Here is a 21,361-nt window from a genome sequence, read left to right as displayed (position 1 = left end):
GGGAAGCGAGCTTAGAAGGTGAAAACGCGCTGGTCGCACTCCGGGCAGGCCAGCACGTCGTCGGGCGCATCGAGGGGGGTGGAACTCCCGCTGCCACAACAGCTGTCGGCGCTGGTTTCTTCGAGCGGGGTATCGCACACCGGACAGTCGCGGCAGAACGCGCGGAGCGCCGACGCCGATTGCACGCGGATATCGCGGTCGATGTCGAACTCGGCCAGCGTCCGCACCGCCGCGACGTCCGCAATGGCGACCGGCCGCGAAAGCCAACGCTCGGTTTCCACGCCACCGGCGGAGACGACGATGTACGCCCCGCTATCGACGGATTGTACGCTGACGGGAGACGGCGACGCGGCACGAACCGCCGCCGCCAGGTCGCCCTCTCGAACGGATTCCATCTCCGCGCGCCAGTCGGTTCGAAACCGTTCGTCCAGTTGGAGGCTCTCGCCGACGGCGTGGACGACGCCCGCATCGAGGAGTTCTGAGAGCGCGCGCTCGCCGGTCTCCTCGTCAGATTCACCGGCCAACGACCCCGGTTCCGCGGGTGGCTGGAGTGGTTGCGGCGTCGGGGAGAGCGCCGAAACGAGTTTGGGCGCGAACTCAGGCGTTCCGGGGACGAGATAGCCTCGAAGCGCGATTCCCGCTCCGCCGACGACGCCGAGCGCCGACGCGACTCCGAGGCGACGGAATCGACTTCCGGACAACAGTCGAGTTACACTCGCGCACGCGAGAAGAAGAATATTAGTGTTCAGTACGGTACACGGCCAGCAGCGGTTTTCACCCGTGTACTCCGGCTTTCGAATCCCGTCAATCATTGACAGGGAGTTCGGACGCCGGGAGGTTGAAACTTCGGGAGACGGGCGGTTCGACGACCGTTCGAGCACAACCCATACATTGGTCGATTGGTAAGTATCGGTCGAAATGCTCTCCATCCATCACATCGGGTCGTGTCGGATACCCTTCGAACCGCCGAATACATGATCGACCGCGATGCGCTCCGACGAGTCGCCACCGTGATTCCCTTGCTGGGAGCGAACCTGTTCCCGGTCGTCGGCGTCCTGTCGTTCGGTTGGACGCCTGTCGCCGTCCTCGTGCTGTACTGGGTCGAGATGGGAATCGTCACCTGCTGGTCCGTTCCGAAGGTGCTGTTTGCGCAACGACGGTCGCCCGAGGTTGGGGACCGGCACCTCCCGCTGTCCGAACTGCGGGAGAAACGCGGTGGCAAATCCCTCTGGCGGGGCGGCCCACCAGCGTACGTTCGAAACGTTCCGTTCGCCGCCGCACAGGTGAACGTCCTGCTGCTGGTGTGGTTCCTGCTGGGTGCCTTGCTCTTCACCCAACTCGGTCTCCAAAACCGGATGACGTCCGCGCTGATGCGGACGGTTGCGGTCGGCGGGGTCGGCATGGCGGTCGGACGCGGCGTCGAGTTCCATCGGGAGTACATCCGCGAGAAGAACTACGCCGAGACGTCCCCACGCGCGACACAACAAGCGACCGCGCGGCACACGGCGGTGTTCGTGCTCCTGATGGGTGTCGCGGGTGTAATCGAGAGTGCGCGGACGGCGAGCCTCGTCGGAGTCGGCGTCATCGTCGCGGCGAAACTCGCCCACGAGGTGCACAACTATCGAACGGAGTACGCGGACGAGCGACCGGGCGGCATCATCGGACGACTGCTCGACTCGGACGGCAACGAAGACCCGCCAGAGCGGGTGTCGATGCCCGACGGGACGCCGGACGAGCGAATTCGGCCCGATACCCGTGCCGTCGTTGCCGACGGAATCGTGCCAGGGGTGTCCGGCTTGGCGAGTCGGACGGGATACCTCGCCGTCCTCCTCACCGCATTCGGTGTGATAGTGCTCGAATGGGTCGTCGTGGCGGCCGGGGTGGCGCTGCTTTCGCCCATCGTCCTCGGGAAGCTGGGAAGCCACTACCTCCGCCGTGGAACGGTCGAGTATCGGCGGTATGGCGACGAAATCGTCGAATACGACCGCTGGCTCGACGAACCACAGTGGCGGGTCGCCATCGACGACATCGAGGAATCCTCGGTACCGCGGCGGGTGGTGGACCGATTCCTCGGAACCGGAACCATCGCGCTCGATTGGCGGGACGCCGACGAAGAACGACACGTACCGTCGCTCGGGCCGTTCGAGGAGGTCACCGACGTCGCGGAGGGGTTGGGCCTGTCCGCGACGGACGCGGAGCAAAAGGACCCCAACAGAACCATGTTCGTAGCCGCGGCAGGCATCGCGCTCACGTTCCTCGCGGTGCCGGTCGGTGTGATCAGTTCGGGCGAGATAGGGGCGGGCGGCGTCGTCCTCCTCACGCTCCTCTTCGGCGGGCCGTTCCTCGTGGTTCTCGGGGCGCTCCTCTGGGTCGCCGCGATGAACTGGTGAGCTTCCTCGATAGTTCGCCCACAGCCCTTTATCTCCGCTCCGTGAACGTGTTCAACGAGCATGACGGAAATGCAGTACACGAAACTCGGGAGCACCGGTCTGGAAGTGTCGCGACTCTGTCTCGGCTGCATGAACTTCGGGAGCGAACAGCCGTGGATGATAAACGACGAGGCGGCCAGCCTCGACCTCCTCGACCGAGCGATGGACATGGGTATCAACTTCCTCGATACGGCGAACGTCTACTCACACGGCGAGAGCGAGGAGATAGTCGGCAAGGCCATCGAGGGACGGAACCGCGACGAACTCGTGATTGCGACGAAGGTGTTCGGCGGGATGGGCGACTATCCGAACGGGCAGGGGTTGTCCCGAAAACACATCCTGGACCAAGCCGAGGCGAGCCTCGACCGACTCGGCACCGACTACATCGACTTGTACCAGATACACCGCTGGGACGAGACGACGCCCATCGAGGAGACGCTCTCCGCGCTCGACTACCTCGTCGAGACGGGACGGGTGCGCTACATCGGCGCGAGCACGATGGCGGCGTGGCAGTTCACGAAGGCGCTGTACGAAAGTGACGTCGAGGACTACGAGCGCTTTTCCTGCATGCAACCGGAGTACAACCTCGTGGACCGTCACGAGGAGGAAAACCTCCTGCCGGTCTGTGACGCGGAAGGCGTCGGCGTCATCCCGTGGTCGCCGCTGGCCGGGGGATTCCTGACCGGGAAATATCACCGCGACGAGGAGGTAACGGAGGGTCGGGCGGCCAGCGACGAGTACACGGAAGAGCGATTCACCGACGAGAACTGGGCCGTGTTGGACGAGGTTCGAGCCATCGCGGAGGAAAAAGACGTCTCGGCCGCACAGGTCAGTCTCGCGTGGTTGCTCCACAAACCCGTCGTCGATTCGCCGATCATCGGCCCGCGGACGGAGGACCACTTGGTCGAAAACATCGCATCCCTCGACATCTCACTCTCGGACGAAGAACTGGAGCGCCTCGAATCGCCGAAAGCACCAGTCTGGTCCAGAGATATCGCGAACATCTGAGATGTGCGTCGTTTGTCGGTGAAACAAACCCGTTCGAGACACCGAACGACGGCCAAAATTGCCGAGATAATGGCCGAGAGGCGGCACGGAACGGGATTCTGAAGACCAACGGCGAAACAATTCATGTAGGGCTCCATTTATTTTCTGAAGTCAACCCTTGCTGCCGTTTTCAAACGACAACACCCATATATGATGGTTATCGTCCACAAATGATTTTACCTATCCGGGATACAAACAACATGAACGTGATAATTCGTGTATATAAAATATAACAACGGCAGTAGTCAATCGCACCAAAGCTATAAATGCGGCAATTCCGTCTTAGAAAACCATGGTGGGTGTTAGCGAACGTGATAGAGGCCGTCGGCGAGACGGCGTCTCCCGACGGACCTTCGTAAAGGCCGTCGGAGCCTCCGGCACTGCCGCCGGTCTCGCCGGCTGTACGAGTCAAGGAAAGCCCGCGGACCCGAATACCATCAAATTCGCCGCCGACTCGGACGCGGCGGACGCACAAGGTGAAATAAACAAAGCACTTCACAACGCTGGCCTGTCGGACGACATCCACGTCGAAGTTCTCGCCGGGTCGAGCAACACGGACGTTCGCCAGTCCCAGTACCAGCGCTGGCTCTCGGCCAACTTGGAGGAGCCGGACATGTTGCTCATGGACAGCGGGTGGGCGCTGACGTTCATCGCTCGGAGGCAAGTGCTGAACCTCAGCGAAAACCTGCCGCAGGATTTGGTAAAGAAAGTCGAAAACGACTACTTCCAAGCCAGCGTTCAGACCGCGAAATCCACCAGCGGCGACCTCTACGGAGTTCCCCTCTTTCCCGACTTTCCGACGATGCAGTATCGGAAGGACCTCGTAAAGAAGGCCGGATACAAACCCGACAAGGAAAACTGGGGAACGGAATCCATCTCGTGGAAGAAGTTCTCCGAGGTGACGAAGGAGGTCAAAAAGCAAAACGACATGCAGTACGGTTTCACCTTCCAAGCGGACATCTACGAAGGACTCTCGTGCTGTGATTTCAACGAGTTCATGACCTCGTGGGGCGGCGCGTACTTCGGTCCGCACGATAACCTGTTCGGACCAATCGGCAAGCGTCCGGTGACGGTGGCGGAAGAGCCGGTCATCAAGTCCATCAAGATGATTCGGACCTTCATTCACGGTTCTTCCGCGCCCGGAACGCTGCAGGGATACAAAGGTGGTATTTCTCCAACCGCCGTGCTCTCGTGGTCCGAGGAGACGTCGCGTGCCCCGTTCACCAACGGCCACGCGGTTATGCACCGGAACTGGCCGTACTCCATCGTCATCAACGGAGCCGACGACGTGTTTGGCAAGGACCTCGGCGTCATGCCGATTCCGTACGGCGTCAAACCCGGTCAAGCGAAGTACAAGGGAACGGGCGGTCCCGCCGCGGCCCTCGGCGGGTGGCACGTGACCGTGAACCCGAACTCGCCGAAGCGGGAAACCGTCTTCGAGGTGATTCGGGCGATGATGCAACCGTCGTTCAAACTGAAGCTGTTCGAAGTCATCGGCTGGCTCCCGCCGGAGCCGGAACTCCTCAAATCGAAGAAAGCAAAGGAGGTGCCGGTTATCGGCCGGTACGTCGACGAACTTCGAGTGGCCGGACAGAACGCGGTGCCGCGTCCCGTCACGGCGGTTTGGCCGCAGGAGTCGGGTAAAATCGCCCAGCAGGTGCACGCGGCGTACGCCAACGAGGCTTCGCCGGAATCGGCGATGTCCACCTTGAAAAGCCAGTTGACCGAAATCGAGAACTACAACAAATAATCATGGCAACTGAAGAACCATCGGAACACGGCTTGCGGGAGCAGCCGAAGTCGGGTGCCTACGCCGGTGCAGTTCGCTGGATCGAGAGCCTGAGCGAGACGCAATTCGCGTATCTGCTCTTGCTCCCCGCGTTGCTGTTGCTCGGCGTCATCGCCTTCTGGCCGCTCTTGCGGACGTTCGAGATGTCATTGCACGCGGACAGCATCACCGGCCCTGCTCAAATCGGCGGGTTCGTCGGGTTCGAAAACTACGTGAACCTGTTGACGGGGAAACTCGATACGGTCGCCTTACCGCAACCGTTCATCGACCTCAGTAATCCGTTCAAAAGCGCGCTCATCGTCACGTTCATTTTCACCATCGCTAGCGTCCTGTTCGAAACCATCATCGGCTTCGGACAGGCGCTCGTGCTGGACCAGGACTTCCGCGGTCGGCGCTGGGTTCGGGTGGCCATCATCCTCCCGTGGGCGGTTCCCATCGTCATTCAGGGGATGATCTTCTACCTGCTCTTCCAACCGGGTATCGGCTTCGGTGCCGACATCCTTCACAACGTGGTCGGGTTCTCGACGACGCCGCTGGTCAACAGCCCGGAGGCGTTGTCCATCATCATCGTGGCCGACGTGTGGAAGACGACGGCGTTCATGGCGCTGCTCATCCTCGCCGGACTGCAGAGCGTCGACCGGAGCCTCTACGACGTGGCGAAGGTCGCGGGCGCGTCGAAGTGGCAGCAGTTCAAGATGATCACGCTGCCGCTCGTCTTCCCGACGGTCATGGTGGCCATGTTGTTCCGCACCATCGCGGCGATGCGGATTTACGGCCTTATCCAGACCATGTCCGGGTGTTCGACGGTGCCGTCGCTGTCCTGTCTCGTCGTTTCGACGTTCAGCGTCCGGCGGTACGGAACGGCGTCCGCCATCGCGTTCGTGACGGCGGCCATCATCGGCATCGTGGTGACAGTGTACATCGTGAAGTTCCGCGAGAGCGCGGAGGGGATCTAGATGGCGCAAGCAGAACAAACCACGTCGGACTCGGACGAAAACCTCGGTCCGTTCCGACGGTGGGCGAAAGGGTCGATACAGGACCCGGAGAGCACCTACCGGGGGTTGTTCTACCTCGTGATGGTGTTCTTCCTGTTCACCACGCTGTTCCCGCTGTACTGGTTGCTCGTCCTCGCGCTGACGCCGAGCAATCAAATCTCCCAGATGGGACTGCTTCCGAACGGGTTCAATCCCGGCGCGTTCGTGGAGATATTCCAGCGGTTACCGTTCCACGTCTACATGTTCAACAGCTTCGTGCTCGCGCTGTTGACCACCGCCATCGTGCTGGTGCTCGCGAGCCTCGCGGGCTACGTGTTCGGGCGACTCGACTTCCCCGGCCGTGGGCCGCTCATGTTGCTCATCCTCGCCATCTCGTACTTCCCACCGGCGGCGTTCCTCATCCCGCTGTTCCGGCTGTTCACGGGGAACATCGAGATACTCGGGCTGAGCACGCCGATGCTGTACAACACGCCGGGAGCGCTGTTGCTCCCGTTCAGCGCCCTGTTCATGCCGCTCTCGATATTCATCCTGACGACGTTCTACAGCCAGATTCCGGACGGGCTGGAGGACGCCGCGCGAATCGAGGGCACCACGCGACTGGGCGCGCTGTTCCGCGTCATCATCCCGCTGTCGGCTCCCGGCGTCGCCACCGCGGGCGTGCTAACGTTTATCAACGTGTACAACGAGTTCTTCTTCTCGTACCTGATGACGGACGGGGAGGCACAACACTGGGCCCCCATCCTGTGGGGCATCCTTGGCTACCAAGGCCAGTACGCATCGTTCTACAACCTCATGGCGGCGGCGAGCATCGTTGGCATCCTGCCCATCGCCATCCTCGTCGTCATCGCGCAGGAGAAAATCGTCAGCGGGCTCACCTCTGGCGCACTGAAGGAGTGATACACAATGGGTGAAGTTAACCTCGAACACGTTTCGAAACGGTACGACGATGTAACGGCAGTCGAAGACATGAATCTGGACATCGAGGACGGCGAGTTCGTCACGCTCGTCGGTCCGTCGGGGTGTGGAAAGTCCACGACGCTCGAAACCATCGCGGGCCTCACGATTCCGACGGAGGGGACGATCTCCATCGCTGACCGGGAGGTGACGACGCTCCCCCCGAAAGACCGCGGCATCGCGATGGTGTTCCAGAACATCGCGTTGTTCCCGCACATGGACGTGTACGACAACATCAGCTTCGGCCTTCGGCTCAGGAGTTTCGAGAAGGAGGAAGTGGACCGCCGGGTCGACCAGGCGGCCGAAATCGTCCAACTCGAAGGCATGCTGGACCGGATGCCGGACGAGATGTCCGGTGGTCAACGCCAGCGCGTCGCCATCGCTCGCGCCATCGTCCGCCAACCCGAGGTGTTCCTGATGGACGAGCCGCTGGCGAACCTCGACGCGAAACTCCGCGTCCACATGCGCACCGAACTCCAGCGGCTCCACAAGGAACTCGACGCGACCATCATCTACGTCACCCACGACCAGGCGGAGGCGATGACGATGTCCGACCGTATCGCGGTCATCAATCAGGGCGAACTCCAGCAGTTCGCACCGCCGCTCACCTGCTACAACGAGCCGACGAACCGGTTCGTCGCCGGGTTCATCGGCTCGCCAAGCATGAACTTTGTGGAGGGGACGATAGATTCGAACGGACTGCAGACGGAGGACTATCACGTCGAGTTCGAACCGGGCCACGTGGAGGGGGTCGCCACGGACGACCGAGTGACGCTCGGCGTCCGTCCGGAGGACGTGTATCTCGTCGAGGACGCCGACGACGTGGCGACCCCGACGGATCCCATCCCCGCCCGGACGGACGTGCTCGAACCGATGGGCGACGAGATATTCGTGTACCTGCTCACGGGCGGCGTAAGTCCGGAGGAGATCGACGCGGAGGCCGACGACTCCCACCAACTGCTGATGAGCGTCGACCCGGACAAGGACATCAGCACCGACGAGGAGGTCGAAGTGATTCTCGACCGGGAACACCTTCACCTGTTCGACACGCAAAGCGGCGATGCCATCGCACACGGACTGGAGTTCTCTTCGGTCGGAACCGAACCCACGGGCACCGAAGCGGAGGGGGACGACTGAGATGGTGACCGAACTCGGTTGGTACTATCTGGGAGCCGGAACGCTCCTGTTTTTCTTCTGGGCGTACGGCGTCGTGTCGTTCGGGCTCGACCTGAAGAACAAGATCATCCCCGGCATCCGGGGAATGCTCGCCGAGCGCGAGGCCAAGAAGGCGGAGGAAGAACGTGAGCGCGAACGCGACGAGAAGAAACAGCAGTTGTACTAACGTGTTCCCGTTCGACCACCCGAGTTCAGTCCGGCCGCGGCAAATACTGCCATCCGACTTATCAGTCACGGCCGAGAGAGACGACGAAAGGAAAAGAATAACACCGTCTCACCGGTGAGCGGTAACTATGAGTGCCAGTGAGCCGGTTCGAGTTGGGTTCGTCGGTCTCGGAAATATTGGACACTATCATGCCGATAGAATCACTGATCTGCGCCACGAAATAGTCGGCGGTGTCGATATCAACCCCGACGCGCGCGCGCGATTCGCCGAGAAGTACGACACCCGCTCGTTCGAGAGCTACGAGGAACTGTACGAGTCGGACATCGACGCCGTGATCGTCACGACGCCGAACAAATTCCACGAGGAGTACGCCATCTCCGCGCTCGATGCGGGTCTCGATGTCCTTCTCGAAAAGCCGCTCGCGCACACGTTGGAGAGCGCAGAGCGCATCGCGGAGGCGGCGCGGAACGCCGAGGGGTTCTGTATGGTCGGCTTCCACAACCGCTTCCGGAACCCGGTCGAGGTCATCAAGGGCTATCAGGACGAAGGCCGCTTCGGGAAGACGCGCCACGTCGAGGCGAACTACATCCGACGGCGCGGCATCCCCGGCCGCGGCTCGTGGTTCACGAACCGTGACGTGGCCGGTGGCGGTGCCCTCATCGACATCGGCGTCCACGCCATCGACCTCGCGTTGCACCTCCACGACTTCCCGGACGTGAAGGAAGTCAGTGGCGAGGTTCGCTCGCAGTTCGGCGACCGCGACGACTACACCTACCTCGAAATGTGGGGCGACGACACCGACTCGGGCGCGTTTACCGTTGACGACTCCGTGACCGCGTTCATCCGCTGTGAAGGTGGCAAAACCATCTCGCTCGAAGTCGCGTGGGCCGCGAACCGCTCGTCGAGCGAGGAGTACTTCGTGCGAGGGACGGACGCGGGCGCGAGCTTCGACAAGCACGACGACTCGCTCACCATCTACGAGACGAGCATGGTCGGTGCGGACCACTTCTCGGACTCGCATGTCAAGACGCGACAGGAGGACGCGCACAAGGCGGAGCAGCGCGTCTTCTTCGAGGCGGTGCGGGATGGCGTCGCGCCGAAGATGAACACCATCGAGCAGGCACTGACCGTCCAGCGCGTCATCGACGCAATCTACCGTTCCTCGCAGGACGAGCAGGCCGTGCAGTTGTCACAGGAGTAGCGCGGTCGGGGGGCGACGGGATTCGTGGGGGCGGACTCGAACTCGGTGCACCGGTGGTGTAATCCATCGCACCAAAATTTTATTCCCGAACGGAGTAATCGGTTCTATCATGGACATCGGCGTTCACACACCACCACTGTACGGCGAATCGCTCGAAGACGCCCTCGCGTATCTCAACGACATCGGCGTGGACGCCATCGAACCCGGCGTGGGTGGCTACCCCGGCGACACCCACCTTCCGCGGGACGAGTATCTGGACGACGAGGAGGCACAGGACGAACTCCACGACCTGCTCGCCGAGTACGACATGCGAATCAGCGCGCTGGCGACGCACAACAACCCGCTGCACCCGGACGACGAGGAGGCGGAGGAAGCCGACACCGAACTCCGCGAAGCGATTCGGCTCGCCGACCAGTTGGACGTCGGCACCGTCACCTGTTTCTCCGGCCTGCCCGCGGGCGGCCCGAACGACGAGTACCCGAACTGGATAACCGCGCCGTGGCCCTCGGAACACGAGGAAGCGCTCGAATACCAGTGGGAGGACGTGGCGATTCCGTACTGGCAGGAACTGGAGGCGTTCGCCGACGACCACGACGTTGACCTCGCCATCGAGATGCACCCGAACATGCTCGTCCACGAACCCGCCGGGATGCTCGAACTCCGCAACGCGACGGGCGAGCGCGTCGGCGCGAACTTCGACCCGAGCCACCTCTACTGGCAAGGTATCGACGTGCCGGAAGCCATCCGCTTCCTCGGCGAACACGACGCCATCCACCACTTCCACGCCAAGGACACGAAGGTCTACGAATCCCAAGCCCGCTACAAGGGCGTTCTCGACACGACGCCGTACACGGAGGAGGCCAACCGCTCGTGGCTGTTCCGCTCGGTGGGTTACGGTCACGGCGAGGGGCACTGGAAGGACATCGTGAGCGCCCTCCGCCTCGTGGACTACGACGGCGCGCTCTCCATCGAACACGAGGACTCGCTCACCAGTTCGCGCGAAGGGTTGGAGAAGGCCGTCGAACTGCTCCAGCGGGCCGTCTTCCGAACCACGCCCGGCGAGGCGTACTGGGCGGAATAGCTCAGAGGTCCGGGACGAGCGCCTCGGGATACAGCGTCTCGTCGCCTTCACCGAACGCATCCGCGGACTTCCAGACGCACGCTATTTCTTCGTCGAACTCGACCTCCTACCCCGTGAATTCGTCTCGCTCGTACGGCCACGGCTCCACGATGTCAGCCTCGTAGACGCGCCACACTTCGTGGTGGCGTCGGCCGCCGGACGTGAACACTCCCTCGTAGGTCTCGAAGTGGGAGACGTTCGAGAGCGAGACGCCCAACTCCTCGTCGAACTCGCGGTGCAGGGCGTCCTCACTGTGTTCGCCGAACTCGACGCCGCCACCCAACGGATAGTAAAACGGTGTGTCTCCGCCGGGGGGCGTCTCCCGAGCAACGAGGAGCTCGTCGTCGCGCCGGACGAGGCCGCGAGCGGAAACGCGGATTCTGTTTTCGGGCATCGGGGGTTCGTGAAGAGTCGGGAAGTGTCGAATAAGCGTATCGAATCGCGACGGAAGCGGTCAACGAACGATCCAGCTCAGGTACACTCACAGCGCGCCGACGACCAACCCGCGACGGTTGCGGCGACGAGACCGAGGACGCTCGCGCCGCCGTGAATGCATGAGGCCCCCGACGCGCCGACGAGCAGGACGATCGCTATTTCAGGCGAAGCATCGCGGCCGACCGTTCCTCCCGTGAAATCGGTCCGACCATTATCGTCCCCTGCTCGTCCTGACGGAACGCGTCTCGTCGCCTGCGCATACTCCCCGCATGAGAGAGGAAGCGTGAGGCAGGTGCTTAAATCCCGGCGGGACACCGCAGAATCACTGGCGGTAGCGCTCGACGACCTCGAAAAGCGTCTCGAACGCGGCGAGGACCTGTATCTCGGCCATCCGAACGCCGGTCTCTACCACCTGAAGACCTACGCGAAAAACCCGTATCAGGTGCGAGGCGTCGGCACGCACGTCGCCCGAAAGCTCGACGACGAAATCGGGAGCTACCTCCCCGAGAAGGACTTCCGGGACGGACGATTCGCCGTGCGGAACTCCGAGGAGAAGCGCCCGGACGAAAATGAGATGGAAGCGCGCGCGAAGCGCGTCGAGGAAACCATCAAGGCGCACGCCGACGCGCCGACGTCGGGGGCGGACCTCTTCGACGACGTGATGGAGGCGCTCGAAAGTCCGGCGTCGGGCCGATGGAGTTCGACGGCTACGACCGTCCCGACGCCGTTTCCGACCTCGCGGAGACGTTCGAGGAGTCGGAAAAGTTGCTGAACGAGGAGTTGGACGACCTCATCGACGAGGATGAAGTCGGCCGTGGATTCCAGTAACGTTTCTCGATTTACTCTCCGACGATGAACCGGTCAGGAGACTCACCGGTGGCGAAACCGATAGTAGCGGTGAGCGAGTAATGGAAATAGTGACCTTCTGATGCGTGTGACCCATCCCGACCTCACAGTCACCGACGGTGAATCGAAAACCAGCATCGCCGAGAGCGTCATCTCGATGATGAACTCCGGGAACCACACCGACTCCGCACGGAGAAAGAGGTCGATGATAACGACCATCGACAGCAGAAGACCGATGAGCGCGATCACTCGTCCGCCGGTTCTCGATTCACCGTCGGTGACTGTGAGGTCGGGATGGGTCACACGCATCAGAAGGTCACTATTTCCATTACTCGCTCACCGCTACTATCGGTTTCGCCACCGGTGAGTCTCCTGACCGGTTCATCGTCGGAGAGTAAATCGAGAAACGTTACTGGAATCCACGGCCGACTTCATCCTCGTCGATGAGGTCGTCCAACTCCTCGTTCAGCAACTTTTCCGACTCCTCGAACGTCTCCGCGAGGTCGGAAACGGCGTCGGGACGGTCGTAGCCGTCGAACTCCATCGGCCCGAACGCCGGACTTTCGAGCGCCTCCATCACGTCGTCGAAGAGGTCCGCCCCCGACGTCGGCGCGTCGGCGTGCGCCTTGATGGTTTCCTCGACGCGCTTCGCGCGCGCTTCCATCTCATTTTCGTCCGGGCGCTTCTCCTCGGAGTTCCGCACGGCGAATCGTCCGTCCCGGAAGTCCTTCTCGGGGAGGTAGCTCCCGATTTCGTCGTCGAGCTTTCGGGCGACGTGCGTGCCGACGCCTCGCACCTGATACGGGTTTTTCGCGTAGGTCTTCAGGTGGTAGAGACCGGCGTTCGGATGGCCGAGATACAGGTCCTCGCCGACGCCACCGGCTCGTTGTCCGCCGGCGGCCCGCCACCCCTCGGGGTCGACGCTCCGGTCAACGACGTCCTGCAAGATGTCCTGCCACTCTCGAATCCGCATAGGTACACCGTGACACGCAGGAAGGATTAACGTGTCGCTTTTTCGTATCTGTACCCGTCCTGACGGCGATGTGCGTCGTTGTCGCGGTGCGAACACGGCACGCGGACGGCGTGGAACGGGTACCTTTTTCCTCCGGCACTCGAAGAACCATCATGAACCTTTCAGCGGAACAGCGAGCCATTCGGGACGTGGTTCGGGAGTACGCCGTCGAGGAGATTCGACCGGTCGCGGCCGAGTGCGACGAGAAACAGGAGTTCCCGGAGGACGTGTGGGACGGTCTCGCCGACCTCGACATGATGGGGATGACGGTTCCCGAGGAGTACGGCGGACTCGACGTGGACAAATTGACGTACAGCGTCGTCAACGAGGAGGTCGCCTACGGCACCCTGTCGGTTGCGACGGCGCTGTCGGTCCACTGTCTCGCAACCTCCTGTCTCGCGGAGTTCGGCAACGAGGAACAGAAAGAACGCTGGCTCCCCGACATGGCGAAGGGTCGGCCGGTCGGCGCGTTCGCGCTGTCGGAACCCGAAGCGGGGTCGAACCCGGCCGAGATGTCCACGGAAGCGCGCCGCGAGGGCGACGAGTACGTCATCAACGGCAAGAAGCAGTGGATAACGAACGGCAAGCGGGCCGACGTCATCGTCCTGTTCGCCAAGACGGACCGTGACGACCCGCGGAGCATCACGCAGTTCGTCGTCCCGAAGGACACGGGCGTCGAAGTCGGCAAGAAAGAAGAGAAACTCGGCCTGCGGGCGAGCGACACGACCAGCCTCATCTTCGACGACGTTCGGATTCCCGCCGAGTATCGGTTGACGGAGGAAGGCAAAGGGCTGTCCGCGGCGTTCCACATCTTGACCGGCGGGCGCATCGGCATCGCCAGTCAGGCGGTCGGTCTCTCGCAAGCGGCGCTCGACCAGGCCGTGGAGTACGCACAGGACCGCGAGCAGTTCGACCGGCCAATCGCCGACATCCAGACCATCCGGCACAAACTCGCCGACATGCAGACGAAGTTGCAGGCGGGGCGACTGTTGACCCGCGATGCGGCCCGCCGTGCGGATAACGGCGAGGACCACGCAGCGGCCGCGAGCATGGCGAAGTACTTCGCCAGCGAGTCCGCCGTCGAAATCACGAACGAGGCGGTCCAGATTCACGGCGGCTACGGCTACACGACGGATTTCGACGTGGAGCGGTTCTACCGCGATTCGAAGATCACGACCATCTACGAGGGTACCTCGGAGATTCAGAAGAAGGTCATCGCCCGCGACCTCCTCGACTGAGGCGAGACCGCCGGGGAACCGGGACCGTCGCCGACCGAAGTCCCTTTGCTCTCCCCTTCCCTACCGACGACCGTGATAGACGACGTTTCGGCGGTCGTGTACGACTTGGACGGGACGCTCGTGAACCTCGTCGTCAACTGGAAACAGGTCGCGCGGGACGTCGCCGACGTCCTCTCCGACCACGGCGTCGACGCGAGCGGTGCGGACCTCTGGGCGATGTTGGACTTGGCAGACGAGGCGAACGCCCGTGGGGCGGTCGAGTCGGTCATCGGCGACCACGAGTGTCTCGGCGCGCGGCGCTCGAAGCGACTGCCGCACGCCGACGAACTGCTTCGACGCGACGTTCCGGTCGGCGTGTGTTCGCTGAACTGCGAGGCCTCCTGTCACGTCAGCCTCGAAACGCACGGACTCGCCGATGCCGTCGATGCGGTCGTCGGCCGCGATTCCGTTCCGACGAGAAAGCCCGACCCGGAACCGCTTCGAGCGACGCTTCGGACGCTGGGAATCGACGGCCCGGCACTGTTTATCGGCGACTCTCCGCGTGACGAACTGACGGCAGAACGAGCGGGCGTCGCGTTCGAGTACGTGTAGCGCTATCGGCTACTGATTGAGCGCGAGCGTGTTCTTCAGGAGGTTCGCGTGTCCGCGTCGTAGTTTCTCCGAGATGGATTGATGGGTCACGCCGAGCGAATCGGCGAGGTCGGTGGCCGACGCGCTTCGCGGAATGGAATAGTACCCCGTCTCGTACGCGAGCATGAGCGTCTGCTGCTGACTCTGCGTGAGTCCGTACCGTCCCGTTCTCCCCTTCGAAAACTCGTGGATGTTCTGGAGTTCGAGGTCGATACCCCGGCGACGACAGTACTCGTACGTGCGAGTCACGGCGTCGTGGTCGCTGAACAGCAACCGGAACTTCCACGTGTCTTCTTTCCCCGTCGCGGCCAGCACCGTTCCGTTCTCCTCGACGAGGATCTGAATCAGTACGTCGATATCCTTGACCCACTCCAAACGATACAGACATTCCGTGTCGAACTCTCCAACGAGTTGGAAATCGCGTACGCTCTCGTCCGCGGTGAGCGCGGTTTCGATGCCCTGTCTGTTGTCCGTTCCTACCCAGACGAAGGGCATGAGGTGGTTGTGATTGTACGCAACCACCTGCTCGATGTCGAACCGAATCGAATCGAGCGCATCGAGCGTGTGACCGAGGGCAAACCGTTCGGCGGGAAACGCCACTTCGGCTATGGTTCCCGTCATAGCCCTTTCTCAGGAGTTGTGGTTAATACCCTTATTGGCCGTGCGATTATAGATATTCGAGGTAACGAAATAGAGAATCGCGGACGGGAAGTGGAGCAGTCGAAAACACATCTCGTTTCATACACATTCCAAATCTCCCAGAAAACGTGCGCTCTCGTTTGGAAACGTGTAACACTGTACGTTTTTGATGAACGTCACCGTCCGACGGTTTGATGGGTGCGAGCGTAGAGAAAAACCCCGATTGCGGTGATAAACCAGACTATCGCACCGACTCGAACCGCGAACGACACGCGCGATGCCCACGTCGGAAGCGAGACGCCGGAAAAGAGTGCGAGGAGCGCGACGAGTGGCGCACCGACGACGATGGTGGTGACGAACGTCACCTGCATCACCCATCCGTAGTCGATGCCGTCGGGACTGTGGGTTTCGACTGGTTCAGGCACGAGTGAACGCGGGAACCGCGTCGGCTTAAGAGTTGTCAGGTCGGATTTCGGCGAACGCATCACCGACCGGGCACGTTAAGCCGTCGGGCCGTAGAGTTCGATGTATGCCAACGGTGAGGGACATCCGCGCCAAGGCGGGAAAAGAGCCGATCACGATGCTGACGGCCTACGATGCGCCGACCGCGGCCATCGTGGACGACGCCGGTGTCGATATGATACTCGTGGGCGACAGTATGGGAAACGCGGCCCTCGGATACGATTCGACGCTGCCGGTGACGGTAGACGAAGTTGCCAGTCGAACCGGCGCGGTCGTCCGGGGGACGGAGGACGCCCTCGTCGTCGCCGACCTGCCGTTCCTTAGCTTCGGCTATGACGAGAAGAGCGCCGTCGAAAACGCGGGTCGGATGCTGAAAGAGGAGGGCGCGAACGCCGTCAAAATCGAGAGCGGGCCACACACCGTCGAGCTCACGGAAACGCTCTCGAACCTCGGCGTCCCGGTGATGGCCCATCTCGGGCTGACACCTCAAAGCGTCAATCAGGTGGGCCACGTTCGACAGGGAACGACGCGGGAAGACGCGGACGAAATCCTCACTCTCGCCAAGGAACACGAGGAGGCGGGAGCGTTTTCGCTCGTCCTCGAACACGTCCCGGCGAACCTCGCGGAAACGATTACGGCCGAACTCGACATCCCGACCATCGGCATCGGGGCGGGACCGCACACCGACGGGCAGGTCCTCGTCATCAACGATGCCGTCGGCTTGGGCGACTGGAGTCCTCCCTTTTCGAAGCAGTTCGGTGACGTGAAAGGCGAGATGGAACGCGCGGTGTCGGCCTTCCGGGAGGAGGTCGAGTCGGGCGAGTTCCCCGCCGAGGAACACAGTCACGTCGAGGACGAGTTGGACGGCGTGTACTGACGCCGTTGTCGATTTTATCGAACGTCCTCTAGGAATTCCACGAGCGTTTCGTTGAACGCGTCCGGCGTTTCGAGCATGGCGAGATGCGCCGCGTCCTCGATTTCCGCGTAGCGCCCGTCCCGTACGTTGTCGGCCAAAAACTCGTGATACCACGGCGGTGTGAGCATATCGTGTTCGCCGACGACGGCGAGCGTGGGCGCGGTGATGTCGCCCAATCGGTCGCGGACGTCGAAGGTGTGACACGAGTGGAAATCGCGGCTCGTGACCCGCTGTCCGACCTCGTACATCGACTCCTTCGACAGTTCGACGTACCGGTCGTCCGGGTCGTAAAAGAGTCGGTCGTCGTCGTGGAGGAACTCGACGGCGCGGTCGAAATCGTCGTCCAACCACGTGAGCAGGTCGTCCAACACCGACAGCCGTGCGCCCGTTCCGGCGAGGACGAGCGCATCGGCGTCGAATCCCCGTTCGAGAACGAGGTGCATGACGACCGCCCCGCCGAGCGAATTGCCGACGAGGGTTCGCGCACCCGTCTCCTCCGCGACCGCCAGCACGTCGTCGGCGTACGCGGAGAAGGTGCTCCAGCCGGGGTCGGCGTCCACGTCGTCCGATTCCCCGTGGCCGCTCAAATCGACCGCGACGACGGGGAACTCGGACGCGAGGCGAGCGAGTTGCGCCTTCCAGATTTCGTGGCTGCCGCCGCTGCCGTGAACGAACAAGACGGGGGACCCCTCCCCACCGCGGTCCGCGACGCGATACACCGTCCTCCGGTCGTGATGTGTGACCGACTCCATATCATCTCGTTCTCACGCACGAAGCATAAAGTTCGACCTCGTACTGTCGGCTACGATTCGCATCGAAATAGAGCGAGCAGTGTGAACCGCATTTCAGGGCCAAATCATAGAATCGCCATGCAGCACCGCCCCAATATACGAAACATATATATAGAAGCGCAACTAACCCAAGGTTAGCTAAAGATGACGCTCGAACGAATATCACAGCAAGAAGACAGTATTGCACGCCGCTACGAGTACGGCGACGAAGAGCTCATCGTCGCGGATTTCGGCACGGCAGAGGTGTCGGTCGACGTGCTGGATGACGCCGCAATCGTCGTCGTGGAGCGCGACGGCGAGAGTTTCCAAAGCGAAATCGAGCTACCGGACGGTGACGCGCAAGCGTTTATCAACAATGGTGTCCTCACTATCGAGGTGGGACAATGAAACTTACAGTCAAACCGCTCAAGCAGAAGGACGCGGGTCGCGGACTCGCGGCGGTTGATCGACGCTCCATGGAGGAGTTGGGTGTCGAAAACGGCGACTATATTGTCATCGAGGGGCATGGGCAGGGTCGTGCTGTCGCGCGGGTTTGGCCCGGCTACCCCGAGGACGAAGGTCGCGGTATCATCCGTATCGACGGAAAGCTCCGGCAGGAGGCCGGGGTCGGCATCGACGACAAAGTGAGCATCGAGAAAGCCGACGTGAACCCGGCAAACCGGGTCACGATAGCGCTCCCGCAGAACCTCCAGATTCGCGGGAACATCGCCCCGCACATCCGCGATAAGCTGAGCGGGCAAGCCATCACCCAAGGGCAGGCGATTCCGTTCGGCTTCGGCCTGATGGGAATGGGCTCCGGCCAGTCGATTCCGCTCAAGGTCGCCGAAACCGACCCGGACGGAACCGTCGTCGTCACCGACGCCACCGAGATTCAGATCAGCGAACGCCCGGCCGAGGAGATTACGGCCGGTGGCGGTGCGGGCGGTCAAGCCCGACCGGACGTGACCTACGAGGACATCGGCGGTCTGGAGCGCGAACTGGAACAGGTTCGCGAGATGATAGAGCTCCCGATGCGCCACCCGGAGCTGTTCAGCCGCCTCGGCATCGACCCGCCGAAGGGCGTTCTGCTCCACGGCCCGCCGGGAACCGGGAAGACCTTGATGGCGAAGGCCGTCGCCAACGAAATCGACGCCTACTTCCAGACCATCTCCGGCCCGGAGATCATGTCGAAGTACTACGGCGAGTCGGAAGAGCAACTGCGGGAGGTGTTCGAGGAGGCCGAACAGAACTCCCCGGCCATCATCTTCATCGACGAACTCGACTCCATCGCGCCCAAGCGCGAGGAAGCGGGCGGGGACGTGGAACGCCGCGTCGTCGCACAGCTCCTCTCGCTGATGGACGGCCTCGAAGAGCGCGGTGAAGTGACGGTCATCGCGGCCACGAACCGCGTCGATGCGGTGGACCCCGCGCTTCGCCGCGGTGGTCGCTTCGACCGCGAAATCGAAATCGGCGTGCCGGACCGCGAGGGCCGCCTCGAAATCCTGCAGGTTCACACCCGCGGGATGCCGCTCGCCGACGGCGTGGACTTGGAGGCGTACGCCGACAACACCCACGGCTTCGTCGGTGCCGACCTCGAATCGTTGGCTCGCGAAGCCGCGATGAACGCGCTCCGGCGCGTCCGTCCGGAACTCGACCTCGACTCGGAAGAGATTCCGGCGGACGTACTGGAGTCGCTGAAGGTCACCGAAGCGGACTTCAAGGAGGCGCTGAAGGGCATCGAACCCTCCGCGCTCCGCGAGGTGTTCGTCGAAGTCCCCGACGTGACGTGGCAGGACGTCGGTGGCTTGGAGGGCACCAAAGAGCGCCTCCGCGAGACCATCCAATGGCCGCTCGACTACCCCGAGGTGTTCCAGGCGCTCGACATGCAGGCCGCGAAAGGCGTCCTGATGTACGGGCCGCCCGGAACCGGGAAGACCCTGATGGCGAAGGCCGTCGCCAACGAGAGCGACAGCAACTTCATCTCGATCAAGGGTCCCGAACTGCTGTCGAAGTGGGTCGGGGAAAGCGAGAAGGGCGTCCGTGAAGTGTTCAGCAAGGCGCGCGAGAACGCCCCGACCGTGGTGTTCTTCGACGAGATCGACTCCATCGCCACGGAGCGCGGCCGCGACGGCGGCGGTGGCACGCAGGTCAGCGAGCGCGTCGTCTCGCAACTGCTGACCGAACTCGACGGCCTCGAAGAACTCGAGGACGTCGTGGTCATCGCCACCTCGAACCGCCCCGACCTCATCGACTCGGCGCTCCTGCGTCCGGGACGGTTGGACCGCCACGTCCACGTGCCCGTGCCGGACGAAGAGGCGCGCCTCGCCATCTTCGAGGTTCACACCCGCCACAAGCCGCTGGCCGACGACGTTGACCTCGAAGAACTCGCGGAGCAAACCGACGGCTACGTCGGTGCTGACATCGAAGCCGTCTGCCGCGAGGCCGCGATGGCCGCCAGCCGCGAGTTCATCGAGAGCGTCTCGCCGGACGACATCGGCGAGAGCGTCGGCAACGTCCGCATCACCGCGGAGCACTTCGAGGACGCGCTCGGCGAGGTGACGCCCAGCGTCACCGAGGAGACCCGCGAACGCTACGCGGAAATCGAAGAGCGCTTCGACACCGCGGAACCCGAGACGAAAGAGCAGTTGGGTCGGACGTTCCAATGAGCACGACCTTTTGCTGCGGTCGCGGTCAGGGGATGACGACAACCGCCGTCGTCATCCCCTGACGGCTTCCTGGCAAAATGTCGATCAAAAGCGCTCCTCACCCCCTCCGGGGGTTCATCGGCCCGGAAAATCGAAGATTTTCCGGTGTCTCACAATCGCGGGGCGATTGTGATGGCTCGAAAGACCGCAGGTCTTTCGGTGGAGATGCTAGCGACTGGCAGCTTGTGTCACCGGGTGATTTTCGGAGCTTTGTGTCGGTTGAGATTTTGGCAACAGTCTCGGTTGCTACTTCTGGCGGTTGTGTCGATTGCCTACCGCGATGCTGTCAGCCCGCCGCGTGAACTGTAGTTCACCGAACTGTCTTGGCGAGTTCTTGTGATTTCACGAGTGGAATGATAATCGTCCAGACGAGCATCCCCATCGACCCGGAACAACGAGCGGAAGCAATCGAGGTCATGCGAACCGTCGCAGAGCATTCACAGGAGGAGGACGGCATGGTCAACTACTGGGCGACGACCGACGTTCAGGATTCGAACCTCGTTCGTTTCTTCGAGCAATACGAAAGCGTCGAGGCGTGGGAGGAACACGTCGAGACCGACCACTACGAGCGGTTCAACGAGGAACTGCCGACCTACGTCGATGGAGAGATGGAGACGATTCAGGCTCGTGTGGACGAGTGCGAGACCGTTCAGTTCGGCGTCGAGGAATTGCTGGCCGGTGGGTAGTCCTCACGCACCCGGAACGACGTGCGTCACGCCGACCGTCTCCAACAGCATCCACACGAGAAACAGGCAGTACACGGCGAGCAACCCCCACGATTCGTTTTTCGAGAGCGAGAGTTCGGTGCGGAGGAAGGCGAACACGATGACG

Annotated in this window: 22 protein-coding genes and 1 pseudogene; 16 read left to right on the top strand and 7 right to left on the bottom strand. The window is 62.3% G+C overall.

The annotated features are described in order from the left end of the window. Positions 1-11: 11 nt before the first annotated feature. Positions 12-701: a hypothetical protein gene (locus BG842_RS12905; protein ID WP_254663137.1), complete on the bottom strand. Its 690-nt coding sequence runs from the start codon at positions 699-701 to the stop codon at positions 12-14. A 243-nt stretch (positions 702-944) separates the two neighbouring features. Here BG842_RS12905 and BG842_RS12900 point away from each other — a divergent pair, with 243 nt between their 5' ends. The 9 genes from BG842_RS12900 (at position 945) to BG842_RS12860 (ending at position 10,838) form a co-directional block, all read left to right on the top strand. Then, positions 945-2,390 (top strand): DUF6498-containing protein, encoded by a 1,446-nt coding sequence (locus BG842_RS12900; RefSeq protein WP_254663136.1) that lies wholly within the window; start codon positions 945-947, stop codon positions 2,388-2,390. Positions 2,391-2,450: 60 nt separating this feature from the next. After that, entirely contained in the window at positions 2,451-3,437 is a 987-nt protein-coding gene (locus BG842_RS12895) for an aldo/keto reductase (RefSeq protein ID WP_069451044.1), read from the top strand. Positions 3,438-3,768: 331 nt separating this feature from the next. Next, entirely contained in the window at positions 3,769-5,226 is a 1,458-nt protein-coding gene (locus BG842_RS12890) for a substrate-binding domain-containing protein (protein WP_069451043.1), read from the top strand. A gap of 2 nt (positions 5,227-5,228) precedes the next feature. After that, on the top strand, positions 5,229-6,221 hold the full coding sequence (locus tag BG842_RS12885) for a carbohydrate ABC transporter permease (RefSeq protein ID WP_069451042.1): 993 nt from the start codon (positions 5,229-5,231) through the stop codon (positions 6,219-6,221). Further along, entirely contained in the window at positions 6,222-7,157 is a 936-nt protein-coding gene (locus BG842_RS12880) for a carbohydrate ABC transporter permease (protein WP_007977623.1), read from the top strand. Positions 7,158-7,163: 6 nt separating this feature from the next. Continuing rightward, on the top strand, positions 7,164-8,351 hold the full coding sequence (locus BG842_RS12875) for an ABC transporter ATP-binding protein (protein ID WP_069451041.1): 1,188 nt from the start codon (positions 7,164-7,166) through the stop codon (positions 8,349-8,351). 1 nt (position 8,352) lies between these two features. Further along, positions 8,353-8,556: a hypothetical protein gene (locus tag BG842_RS12870; protein ID WP_069451040.1), complete on the top strand. Its 204-nt coding sequence runs from the start codon at positions 8,353-8,355 to the stop codon at positions 8,554-8,556. 127 nt (positions 8,557-8,683) lie between these two features. Beyond that, on the top strand, positions 8,684-9,757 hold the full coding sequence (locus BG842_RS12865; protein WP_007977628.1) for a Gfo/Idh/MocA family protein: 1,074 nt from the start codon (positions 8,684-8,686) through the stop codon (positions 9,755-9,757). Positions 9,758-9,866: 109 nt separating this feature from the next. Continuing rightward, complete coding sequence (locus BG842_RS12860; protein WP_007977630.1) at positions 9,867-10,838, top strand: sugar phosphate isomerase/epimerase; 972 nt, start codon at positions 9,867-9,869, stop codon at positions 10,836-10,838. A gap of 106 nt (positions 10,839-10,944) precedes the next feature. Here BG842_RS12860 and BG842_RS12855 read toward each other — a convergent pair whose 3' ends face one another. Then, entirely contained in the window at positions 10,945-11,271 is a 327-nt protein-coding gene (locus BG842_RS12855; protein WP_254663135.1) for an NUDIX hydrolase, read from the bottom strand. A gap of 366 nt (positions 11,272-11,637) precedes the next feature. On the opposite strand from BG842_RS12855, the pseudogene BG842_RS12850 reads away from it, so the two are divergent. Then, positions 11,638-12,140 (top strand): annotated as a pseudogene (locus tag BG842_RS12850) (hypothetical protein). Between the two features lie 42 nt (positions 12,141-12,182). Here BG842_RS12850 and BG842_RS31615 read toward each other — a convergent pair. After that, positions 12,183-12,461, bottom strand: coding sequence for a hypothetical protein (locus BG842_RS31615; protein ID WP_254663133.1), 279 nt, complete (start codon positions 12,459-12,461; stop codon positions 12,183-12,185). Positions 12,462-12,567: 106 nt separating this feature from the next. Then, positions 12,568-13,131 (bottom strand): hypothetical protein, encoded by a 564-nt coding sequence (locus BG842_RS12840; RefSeq protein ID WP_007977637.1) that lies wholly within the window; start codon positions 13,129-13,131, stop codon positions 12,568-12,570. 152 nt (positions 13,132-13,283) lie between these two features. Here BG842_RS12840 and BG842_RS12835 point away from each other — a divergent pair, with 152 nt between their 5' ends. Together BG842_RS12835 and BG842_RS12830 are read left to right on the top strand one after the other, a co-directional pair. Beyond that, a complete protein-coding gene (locus BG842_RS12835) occupies positions 13,284-14,408 on the top strand; it encodes an acyl-CoA dehydrogenase family protein (RefSeq protein WP_069451038.1) in 1,125 nt (374 codons plus the stop codon). 72 nt (positions 14,409-14,480) lie between these two features. Then, complete coding sequence (locus BG842_RS12830) at positions 14,481-14,999, top strand: HAD family hydrolase (RefSeq protein ID WP_007977639.1); 519 nt, start codon at positions 14,481-14,483, stop codon at positions 14,997-14,999. Between the two features lie 9 nt (positions 15,000-15,008). Here BG842_RS12830 and BG842_RS12825 read toward each other — a convergent pair whose 3' ends face one another. Together BG842_RS12825 and BG842_RS12820 are read right to left on the bottom strand one after the other, a co-directional pair. Further along, on the bottom strand, positions 15,009-15,659 hold the full coding sequence (locus tag BG842_RS12825) for a helix-turn-helix domain-containing protein (protein ID WP_069451037.1): 651 nt from the start codon (positions 15,657-15,659) through the stop codon (positions 15,009-15,011). Positions 15,660-15,853: 194 nt separating this feature from the next. After that, entirely contained in the window at positions 15,854-16,102 is a 249-nt protein-coding gene (locus BG842_RS12820; protein ID WP_069451051.1) for a DUF5822 domain-containing protein, read from the bottom strand. 104 nt (positions 16,103-16,206) lie between these two features. Between BG842_RS12820 and panB the strand changes: the two genes are divergently transcribed. After that, positions 16,207-17,016 carry a 3-methyl-2-oxobutanoate hydroxymethyltransferase gene (gene panB, locus BG842_RS12815; protein WP_069451036.1) on the top strand — a complete coding sequence of 270 codons (810 nt, stop codon included), beginning with the start codon at positions 16,207-16,209 and terminating at the stop codon, positions 17,014-17,016. A 14-nt stretch (positions 17,017-17,030) separates the two neighbouring features. On the opposite strand, the gene BG842_RS12810 is transcribed toward panB, so the two are convergent. Then, positions 17,031-17,807: an alpha/beta fold hydrolase gene (locus BG842_RS12810; RefSeq protein WP_007977645.1), complete on the bottom strand. Its 777-nt coding sequence runs from the start codon at positions 17,805-17,807 to the stop codon at positions 17,031-17,033. Between the two features lie 183 nt (positions 17,808-17,990). Between BG842_RS12810 and BG842_RS12805 the strand changes: the two genes are divergently transcribed. The 3 genes from BG842_RS12805 (at position 17,991) to BG842_RS12795 (ending at position 21,216) form a co-directional block, all read left to right on the top strand. Further along, positions 17,991-18,233, top strand: a complete 243-nt coding sequence (locus BG842_RS12805; protein ID WP_007977646.1) for a hypothetical protein — start codon at positions 17,991-17,993, stop codon at positions 18,231-18,233. Beyond that, entirely contained in the window at positions 18,230-20,491 is a 2,262-nt protein-coding gene (locus BG842_RS12800) for a CDC48 family AAA ATPase (protein ID WP_069451035.1), read from the top strand. The genes BG842_RS12805 and BG842_RS12800 overlap by 4 nt, the downstream gene beginning before the upstream one ends. 392 nt (positions 20,492-20,883) lie before the next feature. Next, positions 20,884-21,216, top strand: coding sequence for a putative quinol monooxygenase (locus BG842_RS12795; RefSeq protein WP_069451034.1), 333 nt, complete (start codon positions 20,884-20,886; stop codon positions 21,214-21,216). The last annotated feature ends 145 nt before the right edge of the window (positions 21,217-21,361 follow it).

The organism is Haladaptatus sp. W1 (genome assembly GCF_001723155.1).
In the GTDB taxonomy this organism is placed as follows: Archaea; Halobacteriota; Halobacteria; order Halobacteriales; family Haladaptataceae; genus Haladaptatus; species Haladaptatus paucihalophilus.
Note: the sequence above shows the minus strand (reverse complement) of the source record. Positions and strands in the feature narration are given on the sequence as shown.